Here is a 12,622-nt window from a genome sequence, read left to right as displayed (position 1 = left end):
TCAGTTGCCCTTGAGGGTGGACCCTGGCGGCTCGGATTCCAAGACAGGCTGCATTCCGGATTCAGCCGGGCTTGGGCGGACCGCCGGCAGCGAGGTGACCAGCAGGGTCGTGCCCGGCACCAGCACCTGGTACAGCTGGCGGGCGAAATCGGCCGGCAGTGCCATCGGCAACGAGGGCGTGGCCAGCAGGTCCGGGGTGGCCTGGGCACGGTCCTGGCCCAGCAGCGGATAGGCCGTCCACTGGTGCAGGCGCTGGTTCACGTCCAACGGGCTGGGCGTATCGCTGTAGCCCTGCCCCATCACGAACAGCGTGGTGCCCTGGAATGCCGGCAGGGCGTCGGCCTTCAGCGGAGACTCGCCGATCATCACGCCATCGCGCAGCACATACAGGCGCTGGTCATGCAGGCTGACCAGGATGCCGACCTGCCCGGCCGGGGCTGCGCTGTCGTCCCACCAGGCCTGCGCCGGCGCCCCGCCCTCGGTCTCCGGCAGGGCCTGGCCACGTGCGTTGACCGGTGCCAGCACCGACGGATAGGCCAGGGTCATCGGCGAGCTCTTGGCATCGGCCACCACCACCGTATCGCCGCGCTGGGTTTCGCTGAACAGCTTCTGCGCGAACGCCTGCGGCAGGCGCACGCAGCCATGCGAGGCCGGGTGCCCGGGCAGGCTGCCGCCATGCAGGGCGATGCCGTCCCAGGTCAGCCGCTGCATGTAGGGCATCGGCGCGCTGTTGTAGAGATTGGACTTGTGGTCCTTGTCCTTCTGCAGGATGGTGAACACACCGGTCGGTGTCTCGTGCCCGGCCTTGCCCGAGCTGATCGTGGTCAGGCCGATGGCAATGCCGTTGCGGTAGACGTAGGCGCGCTGTTCATCGAGGCTGACCACCAGCACGATCGGTCCGGTCGGCGAGATTTCCGGATGCCACAGGTACTCGCCCGGCTTCAGGTCGGTCGGCCCGCGTACCTCCGCGGTGTTGCCAGCAGCGGCCGTCGGCTTGGCAGCCGCAGCCGGTGCAGCGGCGTGGGCCAGCAGCGGCAGGGCCAGCGCCAGGGCGAGCATCAGGGTCGTGGGGCGATGCGGAAGCATCCAGCGGTGTCCTTTCCATGCAGAGCGGCCACCGTACACCATCGGCCCGTAGTGGCCGCGGCAAAACCAGGCGCCGGAAATGAAACTGCCCGGCGACACAGCCATGTGTCGTACCGGGCAATCGTTACGTCCTTGTCGGCCTGCTGCCGCCCCCTCGCATCCTGCGCTGTGGGGGTAGCGTTGCATCCTGCACGCGGCCGCGTCTGTCCTGTTTGTATCTCAGCCCCTTCCACAGGTCTGTGATGCCACCATCCTGGTGATTGGTGCCGCGTCCTGCGGCGGTCGGTGGTCACGGCCTTCCTGTCCGTGTCCGGTGAACCAGCCTCCTGCCGGTTCCGACGATTCCTGCTGTCAGCGCCTGGGTACGGTCCGCACCGGTACCGATCCGGGTACCGGATCCGCCGGCAACAACCTGTTGCCTACGGTGATCCGCTGTCGATTCCGTTCGACGATCGCTTTCCCTATCCCCTTCACCTGCGTCAGGTCCTCGACGCGATGAAACGGGCCGTGTCTGCGCCGGTGCTCGACGATCGCCTCGGCCTTGGCGGCTCCGACCATCGTCAATCCCTGCTGCAGCGCCTGGGCATCGGCGCGGTTGATGTCGATCGGTTCGGCGGCATGCGCCCCAGCGATCCCCACTACCAGCACCAGTGCCCTCAACACGACAAACCAAGGCACGACGTGTATCTCCCTGTGATTCTGGCCGTCCCGACCGGCAATCCCGTCGGTAGGAACAGTGTCCGTCACCACATGTGCACAGCCTATCGGTTTCCCGGATTTCCGTAAGCCAGCCAAATACCCGACGTGATGTAGGAAAAACCCTACCCTCAGCACAGGCGTAGAATGCGCGGATCAGCCCATGCAACCGGAGTTTCAGATGGACAGCGCCAAGCTCGGCCAATTCGTCAATGACAAGTGGGACAGCGAAATCGTCCCGCAGTTGGTCGACTACATCCGCATTCCCAACAAGTCGCCGATGTTCGACGCCAATTGGGTGCAGAACGGCTACATGGAACAGGCGGTCACCCTGATGGAGAACTGGGCCAAGGCTCAGCAGCTGCCCGGCCTGAAGGTTGAAGTGGTGCGCCTGGAAGGCCGTACCCCGCTGATCTTCCTGGAAATTCCGGCCACCGGCGCCGAAACCGGCGACGACACCATCCTGCTCTATGGCCACCTCGACAAGCAGCCGGAAATGACCGGCTGGGACGACGATCTCGGCCCGTGGACCCCGGTTCTGCGCGGCGACAAGCTGTATGGCCGCGGCGGTGCGGACGACGGCTACGCCATCTTCGGCTCGCTGGCCGCGGTGCTGGCACTGCAGGCCCAGGGCCTGCCGCACGCCCGCTGCGTGGTGCTGATCGAAGCCTGTGAAGAGTCCGGCAGCTATGACCTGCCGGCCTACGTCGACCACCTGGCCGACCGCATCGGCAAGCCGTCGCTGGTGGTCTGCCTGGATTCGGGCTGCGCCAACTACGACCAGCTGTGGTGCACCACCTCGCTGCGCGGCCTGACCGGCGGCAACTTCACCGTGAAGGTGCTCAACGAAGGCGTGCACTCCGGCGATGCCTCCGGCGTGGTGCCGTCCAGCTTCCGCCTGCTGCGCCAGCTGCTGTCGCGCATCGAGGACCAGGACACCGGCCGCATCCTGATCGACGGCATGAACGTGGAGATCCCGGCCGAGCGCCAGGCGCAGGCCAAGCGTGCCGCCGAAGTGGTCGATACCGAGATCTTCGAGAAGTTCCCGATGGTCGACGGCCTGCGTCCGATGAACGAGGACCTGACCGAGCTGGTGCTCAACCGCACCTGGCGCCCGGCGCTGTCGGTTACCGGCGTGGGTGGCATGCCGGCGCTGGAATCGGCCGGCAACGTGCTGCGCCCGCAGACCTCGGTGAAGCTGTCGCTGCGCCTGCCGCCGACCGCCGATGGCAAGACCTGTGGCGAGCTGCTGAAGGAAGCGCTGCTGCGCGATCCGCCGAACGGCGCCCACGTCACCCTGGACCTGGAAAAGGCCTCCACCGGCTGGAACGCCCCGGCAATGGCGCCGTGGCTGACCCAGGCCATCGACGACGCCAGCCAGGCCTTCTTCGGCAAGCCGGCGATGTACATGGGCGAAGGTGGCTCGATCCCGTTCATGGGCATGCTGGGTGAGAAGTTTCCGGGCGCCCAGTTCATGATCACCGGCGTGCTCGGCCCGCATTCCAACGCGCACGGCCCGAACGAGTTCCTGCACATCCCGATGGGCAAGAAGGTCACCGCCTGCGTGTCCAAGGTGATCAGCGAGCACTACGCCGCCAGCCTGCGCGGCGAGACCAGCGGTTCGCCGGTGGCTGCCGACAGCGGCACCCGCCACGGCGACCACGGCTGCTGCTGATCCGGCACCCGTGACGGACGCAGCCTGGCCTTGCTAGGCTGCGTCCACACTCAAGCGGAATCCGCGCGCATGAATGGTCTGTTCGGCAGCAGCAGCTGGCTGTACATCCTGCTGGTTGGCTTCTTCGTCGGCCTGCTCGGGCGGTTCTTCATGCCCGGCAACAACCGCATGGGCTGCCTGCTGACCATCGTGCTGGGCATTCTCGGTGCCCTGCTGGCCGGCTGGTTCGGCCAGTACATGGGCTGGTACGCCCCTGGCGAACCGGCTGGTTTCCTCGGTGCAGTGGTGGGCGCGGTGGCCGTTCTTGCCGTCCTGCGCCTGTTCAGCGGCCGCCGCTGACGCCGCTCCCCCTTCCCTTCCTGTTGCCGACGTTGGCGCGCCCGGCGCGCCCGGATATGCCTGCATGACCGAACCCGCCTCTGATCCCCAGCGCAGCGCGCAGCGCCTGCAGTGGGCCCGTACCCAGCTCGACGATGCCGACGCGGTGGTCGAACGCGCCTCGGTCGATGCCGGCATGCGCAGCTACTGGCGCACCACCAGCACGCGTGGCAGCCACATCGTGATGGACGCTCCTCCGGGACTGGAAGATCCGCGGCCGTGGCTGCGCATGCGCCGCCTGCTGCACGACCACGGCCTGCGCGTGCCCACGCTGCTCGCCCAGGACCTGGAGGCCGGCTTCCTGCTGCTGGAAGATCTCGGCGGCCCGACCCTGGCGAAGATCCTCGACGAGCGCAACGCCGATGACTGGTTCGGCCGTTCGATCGAACAGCTGCTGCGCCTGCAGGCGATCCCGGTGCCGGCCGACTTCGGCCAGTTCGGCGAAGCGCTGCTGCAGCGTGATGCCGGCCTGTTCGACGAATGGTTCCTGCAGCGCCACCTGAACCTGGAGCTGGACTGTGGCGAGATTGAAGGCCTGCAGCTGGTGCACCGCCGGCTGATGGACAATGCGCTGGGCCAGGCCCAGCTGATGACCCACCGCGATTACATGCCGCGCAACCTGATGCCGGTCGACGACGGCCCCGCGGTGCTGGACTTCCAGGACCTGGTGCGTGGCCCGATCGCCTACGACGCGGTGAGCCTGTTCAAGGACGCCTTCCTGAGCTGGCCGCTGCAGCGCGTGGACGAGTGGCTGGCGCAGTACCACGAGCGCGCACGCAGCGCCGGCCTGCCGGTGCCCGACCGTGCCACCTTCCTGCGCGATGCCGACTGGATGGGCATCCAGCGCCACGTGAAGATTCTCGGCCTGTTCTGCCGCCTGCGCTACCGCGACAACAAGGGCCACTACCTGGACGACGCACCGCGCTTCATCACCTACCTGGATGAAGTGCTGCCGCGCTACCGCGAACTGGCGCCGTTGCAGCAGCTGCTGGACGACCGCATCAAGCCGGCGCTGGCCGAACTGTCCGCACCGATGCGCGTGGCCCGATGAAGGCGCTGGTCTTTGCCGCTGGCCTCGGCGAGCGCATGCGCCCGCTGACCCTGCACACGCCCAAGCCGCTGCTGGAAGTGGCCGGCAAGCCACTGATCGTCTGGCACCTGGAACGCCTCGCGGCGCTCGGCGTGCGCGAGGTCGTGGTCAACACCGCGTGGCTGGCCGAACAGTTTCCGGCGACGCTGGGCGATGGCAGCCGGTGGGGCCTGCATCTGCATTTCCTGTACGAAGGGCAAACCCCGCTGGAAACCGGTGGCGGCATCCTCAATGCACTGCCGGTGCTGGGCGACGCCCCGTTCCTGGTGGTGAACGGCGACATCTGGACCGATTTCGATTTCGCCACACTGCCGCGCGAGCCGCAGGGCCAGGCGCATCTGGTGCTGGTCGACAATCCCGCGCAGCACCCTGACGGTGACTACCGGCTGGACGCACAGGGCCTGCTGCACCACGACCGCACGGGGCCGTGCCTGACCTATGCCGGCATCGGCATGTATCGCCCTTCGATCGTGGCCGACTGGCGCGCGGTGATCGGTGATGCGCCGGGCAGCGAGCTGCTGCCGCCGAAGTTCTCGGTGGTGCCGCTGCAGAAGCATTTCATGGCGCAGGGGTTGATGACCGGGCAGCACCATCGTGGGCGTTGGACCGACGTCGGGACGGTGGATCGCCTGCGCGCGCTGGATGCGGAGTTGGCAGCGAACGGCTGAGCCCCTCGTGGCTGGTCGTTTTCAGAGCAGATGCCGTGCTTGGCCGGGCGGGGTGGGTTCGCGGGGGACGCCGTGAACCCATCCATGGGGGCTTGGCCGCGGCATCCATGCCGCGGACACCCCCGCGAACCCACCCCGCCCGGCCTCTGACAGTTTCCGTGGGCGTCCAGCCACGGAAAAGAAAAAAGAAAAGCAAAAGCGCGTCGCGTCGCGTCGCTGCGCTCGCTCTGGTGACGACCAACGGTCGTCACCCACCAAGCAAGACACGTGTCGACCAAGGTCGACACCCACCAACAGCCGCGGGAACCTGTCGAAGGCGGGGTGGCTCAGGTTGCGGGGCGTGAGCGCCATGGATGGCGCGACCGAGGCTACATGGACGTACTTGCGCCGTCCCCCGCAACCTGAGCCACCCCGCCATCCCACGGATAGCCCGCTTTTGACGTTGACGTTGCTTCGGCTTCGGCTTCGGCGGGTGCAGGGCGCAGCCCTGCAAACAAACCCCACCCTCAGTAACGCGGCCGGCCTTCTTCCAGCACCTGGCGCAGGAACGGCACGGTGATCCGCCGCTTCGCCGCCAGCGATTCGCGGTCCAGCCAGTCCAACAGGGTGATCAATCCACCCAGTTCGCGGCCGGTGTGCGACAGCAGCCACTCGATGGCCGCCTCGTCGATGGCGAGGCCGCGTCGCAGTGCACGCTCACGCAGCACCGCGGCCCGCCCTTCCTCATCCAGCGGCTGCAGCAGCACGCGCACGCACTGGCCCAGCCGCGAGCGCAGGTCCGGCAGCACCAGGCCCAGCTCGCCCGGTGCCTTCTGCGCGGTGTACAGCACGGTCACGCCCGCAGCGCGCGCACGGTTGTGGAAATCGAACAGCGCGATCTCGTCCTCGCGGTTGCCGGCAACCTCGTCCAGGCCGTCCAGCGCCACCAGTTCGCGCACTTCCAGCCCATCGAGCGCCGCGCGGACACGGCCGGCGGCGCTGGCCAGCGGCACGTAGGTCGGCAGGCGTCCGGCCTGCTCGGCGCTGGAGCACATCGCCAGCGCCTGGTGGGTCTTGCCGGTTCCCGCCGCACCTTCCAGGTAGACCCAGTCGTGGCTGGCGCCGACCGCGATCGCGCGCAGCTGCGCCAGCGCGCCATCCGGCGCGCCGATGAAGGTCTCCAGGCGCTGGTCCCGCGGGTAATGCAGGGCCAGCGGCAGTTGCGGCACACCCATCACTTCAGGTCGGAGCCCTTGTCGTCCGGAACGATGATATGGGGGGCGTCGACCACGCCATCAAGCACGATCGCCGGCTTCTCGCCCACGTACAGCTCGCTCTGGCGGTAGCGCTGGTGGGCATAGCGCAGCAGCACGTTGGTCACCGCCGCCACCGGCAGCGCCAGCAGCATGCCGAGGAAGCCGAACAGCTGGCCGCCGGCCATCACCGCGAAGATCACCGCCACCGGGTGCAGGCCAATCTTGTCGCCGACGATGCGCGGGGTCAGCACGTAGCTTTCCAGCAGCTGGCCCACGGTGAACACCACGCCGACCAGCAGCAGCAGCTTCAGGTCAAAGCCCTGCGCCTGCACCAGTGCGGCCACGATGGCCATCAGGATGCCGGTGGTCGCGCCCAGGTACGGGATGAAGCTGATCAGGCCGGCAATCAGGCCGATCAGCAGGCCCAGCTTGAGGCCGACCAGCGACAGGCCGCCGGCATAGATCACGCCCAGCGCCAGCATCACCAGGAACTGGCCGCGGATGAACGCCCCCAGCACTTCGTTGGACTCGCGTGCCAGCGCACTGATGGTGCCGATCTGGTTGCGCGGGATCACCGAGGCCACCCGCTCGACCAGCTTGTCCCAGTCACGCAGGAAGTAGAACGCCAGGATCGGCAGCAGCAGGATGTTGACCACCCAGGTCACCATCGCAAAGCCCGAACGCGAGACGTAGCCCATGAACGTGGTGGCGAAGCCGCCGGCCTGCTGCCAATGGCTGCGCACCCATTCGATCAGGCGGTCCGGATCCAGCCACTGCATCACTTCCAGGCCGGTCTTGTGCTCGAACCAGGGAATGCCGGTCTGCATAAGCCATGCCTGCGCCTGCGGCGCGACCGCGATCAGCGTGGTGATCTGGCGCTCGATCATCGGCACCAGCACCAGCAGCAGTGCCACGAGCACCAGCACCATCGCGGCGAACACCAGCACCACGCCGGTCATGCGCGAACGGCCGGTGGCCTCGATGCGGTCCACCAGCGGGTCACCCAGCCAGGCCAGCGCCAGTGCCAGCACGAACGGGGTCAGGATCGGCGCCAGCAGCCACACCACCCAGCCGATCAGGCCGGCGAACAGGATGTACTTCAGCCGGCGCAGGAACTGCGCGATTTCAGCTTCCGGGGTCAGGGTCATCGCAGGCGATACTCGTTGCTGACCGGCGCGGCCACCGGGGCACCGGTGCTGTCATCGATCGGGGTCGGCAGGGCCGGCAGCGGCGCGCTTGGCACCAGCACGCCGCTGTCGCCGAGCATGCGGTTGAAGCCGGCCAGGCCGGTGGTCATCTCCACGCTCAACTCCAGCTGGCCGGCCGAGGCGTGCAGCGGAGTGACATTGCGCACCACCGGCACCTCGCGCAGGCCGGCGGCCAGGCGCAGGTAGTCATCGGCGCTGTTGATGCCGATCACCACCAGGCGGTAGGTGCCGGCCTGGCCGGTGGCCACGCCGGCCTTGGCATAGCGCTTGACCAGCGCATCGGCGGCGCCATCGGCACCGGCGGCCATCGCGCGCATGGCGTTGGCGTCCTTGCTGGTCCACTTGTTCAGTTCGCGGCCGTTGTCGACGAACACCCAGTCCGCCTGCCAGCCACCATTGGCGCGGTACAGCTTGCCGATCAGCTGCATCGGCGGCGAGTAGCGCGAGGAAGCACGGGCCACGGCGGCACTGTCCTGGCGCCAGATGGCACCAGCCAGGGCCTGTTCGGCAGCACCGCCGCTGGGCAGGCCCAGCTTGTAACCCCGCTCGATGGCGCGGTTCAGCAGCGGGCGGGCGGCATTGGCCTGCTGCACGCTGACCAGGCGCGGGCCACTGCCGTCGTCGACGGCCAGCCACAGCACCGGCTTCGGTCGCGGCTGCGGCCACAACGGCAGGCCCAGCGCCGAGACCAGCGAATCGACGTCATCCTCGCGGAAGCGGGCCACCAGCAGGGTCCGGAAGCTCGGTGCGCCACTGGCGCCCACGCTCTGGTCCTGCTTGTAGTCGTAGCTGGCCACGTAGTCCTTGGCATTGCGCAGCGCCTGCACCACGCCGGGGCGTGACATCACGTTGCGGTCGCCGGACAGCTTGCCCAGCACCACGCTCAGGGCACGGGCCAAGGCGCCGTTGCGATCGGCTTCGGCCTGGCTGTTGACGGGCACTTCGGCCTCGTAGGCACCGGAGGCGGTGGCGACATCTCCCTCGGTGCGCAGGCCGCTCTGGGCCATCGTGGCCACCGGCAGGCTCAGTGCAAGGAGCAGGGTCAGAATCAGGCTGCGGCGCATCAGGACATCCATTGGCTCGACGAATCCGGGGGAATTGTTGCCCGAATACGGCCTTTGCGCCAATGCGGCCTGTTAAAATCGCTCGTTCAACCCCTGCCAGCGCCGACGCCCGTGACCAACACCCCGTCTTCCGCCCCCTCCCCCCTCACCTACCGTGACGCGGGTGTCGACATCGACGCCGGCAACGAGCTGGTCGAGCGGATCAAGCCCCTGGTCAAGCGCAGCTTCCGCCCGGAAGTGATGGGCGGCCTGGGCGGCTTCGGCGCCCTGTTCGACCTGTCCAACAAGTACCGCGAGCCGGTGCTGGTGTCGGGTACCGACGGCGTAGGCACCAAGCTGAAGCTGGCCCACCAGCTGAACCGCCACGATACGATCGGCATCGACCTGGTCGCGATGTGCGTGAACGACGTGCTGGTGCAGGGTGCCGAGCCGCTGTTCTTCCTGGACTACTTCGCCACCGGCAAGCTGGACATCGACACCGCCGCGGCGGTCGTGGGCGGCATCGCCAATGGCTGCACCGAGGCCGGTTGCGCGCTGATCGGCGGCGAAACCGCTGAAATGCCCGACATGTATGCCCCGGGCGAGTACGACCTGGCCGGCTTCACAGTCGCTGCGGTCGAGAAGAGCGAGCTGAAGGACGGCGCCAGCGTGGCCGCCGGCGACGTGCTGATCGGCATCGCCTCATCCGGCCCGCATTCCAATGGCTACTCGCTGGTGCGCCGCATCTACGACCGTGCCGGCCGCCCGGCCGACCTGGAGCTGGAAGGCGGCGTGAAGCTGGTCGACGCGCTGATGGCGCCGACCCGCCTGTACGTGAAGCCGATCCTGTCGCTGCTGAAGTCGCACGGCGAGGCCATCCACGGCATGGCCCACATCACCGGTGGCGGCCTGACCGAGAACATCATCCGCGTGGTGCCCGACGGCCTCGGCCTGGACATCCAGGCCTCGGCCTGGACCCTGCCGCCGGTGTTCCAGTGGCTGCAGAAGGAAGGCGCCGTGGCCGACAGCGAGATGTGGCGCACCTTCAACTGCGGCATCGGCTTCGTGCTGATCGTGGCGGCCGACCAGGTCGCCGCCGTGTCCGAGGCGGTCAAGGCACAGGGCCTGGAACACTGGACCATCGGCCAGGTGGTCACTGCTGAAGGCGCCGAACGCGTCCACATCGGCTGAACCCGGCCCCGAGGAGCCCGCATGGACGCAACGCCCCCCCTGCCCCCCGCCCCCGTGCCGCCGCCAACTGCGGCGGTACCGGCGTTCAGCAGCCAGGATGCTGACCATCTGCGCATGCTGTCGATTGCGCACTACGTGGTCGGTGGCCTGATCGCGCTGTTCTCGCTGATCTTCATCGTCCACATCGTGCTGGGCATCACCGCCCTCACCGGCAATCTGCCGATGAACTCCGGCGACCAGCCCTCGTCGCCGGCCGAACAGCGCCTGTTCGGCTGGATGTTCACCCTCATCGGCTGCGTCATCGTGTTCGGTGGCGTGACCCTGGGCGCGTTCGTCGCCTATGCCGGCCGCTGCCTGGCCCGCCGCCGCCGTTACCTGCTGTGCCTGATCATGGCCGGCCTGGCCTGCCTGTTCACGCCGATCGGTACCGTGCTGGGCGTGTTCAGCCTGATCACGCTGCTGCGCCCGCAGGTCAAGGCCGCGTTCGACACCGCTGGCACGGCGGCATGACGAGCCCGGGCGCACCTCCGCCGCTGCCGCAGCAGTCCCTGGCGCACCTGCAGCTGGCCAGCCACCTGCAGACGCTGAAGGTGCTGTTCTACGCGCTGGCGGTTTTCCACTGGGTGGCTGCGCTGGCCTTCCTCGGCTTCATCGGTCTGGTCGCCAGCTCGCGCGGGCTGGACGATGGCGCGGTACTTGCCACCGTGTACGGCGCCGTTTCAGTGCTGGCTGCCGTGCTGGGCTTCGTGCAGCTGCACACCGCGCGCCTGCTGTCGCGTCGCACCGGGCTGGCCTGGTGCCAGCGCGCGGCCTGGCTGGCGGTGCTGGCCGGCCCGCTGGGCATGGCCCTGACCGCCTACGCCTGGGTATTCCTGTCCAAGCCTGACATGGCCGCACTGTTCGACCGCGGCGACCATCTCAGCGTCTGAGCTTGCCGGCAGACGCCCCGCCCTTTCCTGATCGACTCCCCATGTCCGCGCCTGCCCTCCCCACGACCGCTTCGCCCACCGCCTTCCGTTTCTCGGGCCCCAAGAAGCTGGCCTTCGCCGCCGTACTGACGGTGTTCGCGATCAGCTGGGTCCACCCGCTGTGGCCCACCGAGCAGGCGCTGCACAGCACCCTGACCGTGATCGGGCTGGCTGCCCTGCTGTGGGTCGACCGCCGGGGTGGCTGGCTGGGCAACGGTGCCTTCATCGCGATCTGCGGCTTCATCGCCCTGCACTGCGTGGCCGCCCGCTGGTTGTACTCCAACGTGCCCTACGACGCATGGGCGCAGGCGCTGACCGGCTGGTCGCCGAATGCGGCGTTCGGCTGGCAGCGCAATCATTTCGACCGCCTCATCCACTTCCTGTTCGGCGTCTGCTTCACTCCGGCGCTGCTGCAACTGGCACACCACGCGTGGCCGGCGCTGCGCCGCGGCCAGGCCTTCAGCCTGGCGGTGATGACGGTGATGTGCGCCAGCCTGGTCTACGAGTGGTTCGAATGGGCCATCGCGCTCGCCCTGTCACCGGATGCCGCCGAAGCCTACAACGGGCAGCAGGGCGACATGTGGGACGCGCATGCCGACATGCTGATGGCCACCATGGGCAGCCTGCTGACCTGGCCGCGGATCCGCCGGAGTACCCAGCAATGACCGCGCCTACCCGCATTGCCGTGCTTGCCTCCGGCCGCGGCAGCAACCTGCAGGCCATCCTCGATGCCATCGCCGCGGGCCGCCTGCCCGCCGAGGTCGTCGGCGTGTTTTCCGACCGCCCGACCGCCGCCGCGCTGCAGCGGGTCTCCGCTGGCCTGCGCTGGGCACACGCACCGAAGGAATTCGTCGACCGCGCGGCCTACGAGCAGGCGCTGGGCGACGCACTGGCCGCGGTCGCACCGGACTGGATCATCTGCGCCGGTTACATGCGCATCCTCGGCGCAGACTTCGTGCAGCGCTTCGATGGCCGCCTGGTCAACATCCACCCGTCGCTGCTGCCGCTGCACAAAGGGCTGGACACGCACGCGCGGGCGCTGGACGCCGGCGATGCCGAGCACGGTGCCAGCGTGCACCTGGTCGTGCCCGAGCTGGACGCCGGCGCCGTGCTGGCCCAGGTGCGGGTGCCGGTGCTGCCCGGCGATGACGCGGACAGCCTGGCTGCACGCGTACTGGCGGTGGAGCACCCCCTGCTGATCGCCACCCTGCAGCTGTTGTGCACCGGCCGCCTGGCTGAACGGGAGGGCCAGCCGCAACTGGACGGTCACCCCCTGTTTAGCCCGCTGGCCCTAGATTCCGCCGGGAACCTGAACCGGTAACTCCCATGCACACGCCCCGCTGACTGCGGGGCTGGCATCCTGCCCCCTCCTGCGGTCCCTGTC

Annotated in this window: 14 protein-coding genes; 9 read left to right on the top strand and 5 right to left on the bottom strand. The window is 68.4% G+C overall.

The window, feature by feature from the left end:
* Together ACUZUJ_RS05200 and ACUZUJ_RS05195 are read right to left on the bottom strand one after the other, a co-directional pair.
* Positions 1-1,086, bottom strand: coding sequence for a L,D-transpeptidase (locus ACUZUJ_RS05200; protein WP_049442949.1), 1,086 nt, complete (start codon positions 1,084-1,086; stop codon positions 1-3).
* A gap of 351 nt (positions 1,087-1,437) precedes the next feature.
* Positions 1,438-1,764: a ComEA family DNA-binding protein gene (locus ACUZUJ_RS05195; protein ID WP_014036262.1), complete on the bottom strand. Its 327-nt coding sequence runs from the start codon at positions 1,762-1,764 to the stop codon at positions 1,438-1,440.
* Positions 1,765-1,963: 199 nt separating this feature from the next.
* On the opposite strand from ACUZUJ_RS05195, the gene ACUZUJ_RS05190 reads away from it, so the two are divergent.
* The 4 genes from ACUZUJ_RS05190 (at position 1,964) to murU (ending at position 5,593) form a co-directional block, all read left to right on the top strand.
* Entirely contained in the window at positions 1,964-3,457 is a 1,494-nt protein-coding gene (locus ACUZUJ_RS05190) for a M20 family metallopeptidase (RefSeq protein ID WP_101765060.1), read from the top strand.
* A 69-nt stretch (positions 3,458-3,526) separates the two neighbouring features.
* A complete protein-coding gene (locus ACUZUJ_RS05185; RefSeq protein ID WP_005415577.1) occupies positions 3,527-3,796 on the top strand; it encodes a GlsB/YeaQ/YmgE family stress response membrane protein in 270 nt (89 codons plus the stop codon).
* Between the two features lie 64 nt (positions 3,797-3,860).
* Positions 3,861-4,886, top strand: a complete 1,026-nt coding sequence (locus ACUZUJ_RS05180) for an aminoglycoside phosphotransferase family protein (protein WP_458220346.1) — start codon at positions 3,861-3,863, stop codon at positions 4,884-4,886.
* Positions 4,883-5,593 (top strand): N-acetylmuramate alpha-1-phosphate uridylyltransferase MurU, encoded by a 711-nt coding sequence (gene murU / locus ACUZUJ_RS05175; protein WP_101765058.1) that lies wholly within the window; start codon positions 4,883-4,885, stop codon positions 5,591-5,593. Before ACUZUJ_RS05180 ends, murU begins: the two co-directional genes overlap by 4 nt.
* Positions 5,594-6,099: 506 nt before the next feature.
* Here the strand turns inward: murU and hda are convergent.
* Genes hda through ACUZUJ_RS05160 form a run of 3 tightly spaced genes read right to left on the bottom strand, consistent with a single transcriptional unit; the run spans position 6,100 to position 9,112 of the window.
* Positions 6,100-6,807, bottom strand: a complete 708-nt coding sequence (gene hda / locus ACUZUJ_RS05170; RefSeq protein WP_014036258.1) for a DnaA regulatory inactivator Hda — start codon at positions 6,805-6,807, stop codon at positions 6,100-6,102.
* Positions 6,807-7,976 carry an AI-2E family transporter gene (locus ACUZUJ_RS05165; protein ID WP_101765057.1) on the bottom strand — a complete coding sequence of 390 codons (1,170 nt, stop codon included), beginning with the start codon at positions 7,974-7,976 and terminating at the stop codon, positions 6,807-6,809. Before ACUZUJ_RS05165 ends, hda begins: the two co-directional genes overlap by 1 nt.
* Entirely contained in the window at positions 7,973-9,112 is a 1,140-nt protein-coding gene (locus ACUZUJ_RS05160; protein ID WP_101765056.1) for a DUF2066 domain-containing protein, read from the bottom strand. Before ACUZUJ_RS05160 ends, ACUZUJ_RS05165 begins: the two co-directional genes overlap by 4 nt.
* A gap of 99 nt (positions 9,113-9,211) precedes the next feature.
* Between ACUZUJ_RS05160 and purM the strand changes: the two genes are divergently transcribed.
* Genes purM through purN form a run of 5 tightly spaced genes read left to right on the top strand, consistent with a single transcriptional unit; the run spans position 9,212 to position 12,559 of the window.
* Positions 9,212-10,270 carry a phosphoribosylformylglycinamidine cyclo-ligase gene (purM, locus tag ACUZUJ_RS05155; RefSeq protein ID WP_049442955.1) on the top strand — a complete coding sequence of 353 codons (1,059 nt, stop codon included), beginning with the start codon at positions 9,212-9,214 and terminating at the stop codon, positions 10,268-10,270.
* Between the two features lie 21 nt (positions 10,271-10,291).
* A complete protein-coding gene (locus tag ACUZUJ_RS05150) occupies positions 10,292-10,780 on the top strand; it encodes a hypothetical protein (protein WP_049442956.1) in 489 nt (162 codons plus the stop codon).
* On the top strand, positions 10,777-11,199 hold the full coding sequence (locus ACUZUJ_RS05145; RefSeq protein WP_101765055.1) for a hypothetical protein: 423 nt from the start codon (positions 10,777-10,779) through the stop codon (positions 11,197-11,199). Before ACUZUJ_RS05150 ends, ACUZUJ_RS05145 begins: the two co-directional genes overlap by 4 nt.
* Positions 11,200-11,240: 41 nt before the next feature.
* Positions 11,241-11,903, top strand: a complete 663-nt coding sequence (locus tag ACUZUJ_RS05140; protein WP_458220161.1) for a DUF2238 domain-containing protein — start codon at positions 11,241-11,243, stop codon at positions 11,901-11,903.
* Positions 11,900-12,559 (top strand): phosphoribosylglycinamide formyltransferase, encoded by a 660-nt coding sequence (purN, locus tag ACUZUJ_RS05135; RefSeq protein WP_101765053.1) that lies wholly within the window; start codon positions 11,900-11,902, stop codon positions 12,557-12,559. The genes ACUZUJ_RS05140 and purN overlap by 4 nt, the downstream gene beginning before the upstream one ends.
* The last annotated feature ends 63 nt before the right edge of the window (positions 12,560-12,622 follow it).

The organism is Stenotrophomonas sp. S4 (assembly GCF_054187805.2).
The sequence above is the reverse complement of the archived record's forward strand: the minus strand, read 5'-3'. Positions and strand labels throughout refer to the sequence as shown.

Bases quoted from the DNA above. Each gene is read 5' to 3' on its own strand.
- ACUZUJ_RS05200 (WP_049442949.1), bottom strand. From the start codon at position 1,086: ATGCTTCCGCATCGCCCCACGACCCTGATGCTCGCCCTGGCGCTGGCC.
- ACUZUJ_RS05190 (WP_101765060.1), top strand. From the start codon at position 1,964: ATGGACAGCGCCAAGCTCGGCCAATTCGTCAATGACAAGTGGGACAGC.
- ACUZUJ_RS05185 (WP_005415577.1), top strand. From the start codon at position 3,527: ATGAATGGTCTGTTCGGCAGCAGCAGCTGGCTGTACATCCTGCTGGTT.
- ACUZUJ_RS05180 (WP_458220346.1), top strand. From the start codon at position 3,861: ATGACCGAACCCGCCTCTGATCCCCAGCGCAGCGCGCAGCGCCTGCAG.
- murU (WP_101765058.1), top strand. From the start codon at position 4,883: ATGAAGGCGCTGGTCTTTGCCGCTGGCCTCGGCGAGCGCATGCGCCCG.
- hda (WP_014036258.1), bottom strand. From the start codon at position 6,807: ATGGGTGTGCCGCAACTGCCGCTGGCCCTGCATTACCCGCGGGACCAG.
- ACUZUJ_RS05165 (WP_101765057.1), bottom strand. From the start codon at position 7,976: ATGACCCTGACCCCGGAAGCTGAAATCGCGCAGTTCCTGCGCCGGCTG.
- ACUZUJ_RS05160 (WP_101765056.1), bottom strand. From the start codon at position 9,112: ATGGATGTCCTGATGCGCCGCAGCCTGATTCTGACCCTGCTCCTTGCA.
- ACUZUJ_RS05150 (WP_049442956.1), top strand. From the start codon at position 10,292: ATGGACGCAACGCCCCCCCTGCCCCCCGCCCCCGTGCCGCCGCCAACT.
- ACUZUJ_RS05145 (WP_101765055.1), top strand. From the start codon at position 10,777: ATGACGAGCCCGGGCGCACCTCCGCCGCTGCCGCAGCAGTCCCTGGCG.
- ACUZUJ_RS05140 (WP_458220161.1), top strand. From the start codon at position 11,241: ATGTCCGCGCCTGCCCTCCCCACGACCGCTTCGCCCACCGCCTTCCGT.
- purN (WP_101765053.1), top strand. From the start codon at position 11,900: ATGACCGCGCCTACCCGCATTGCCGTGCTTGCCTCCGGCCGCGGCAGC.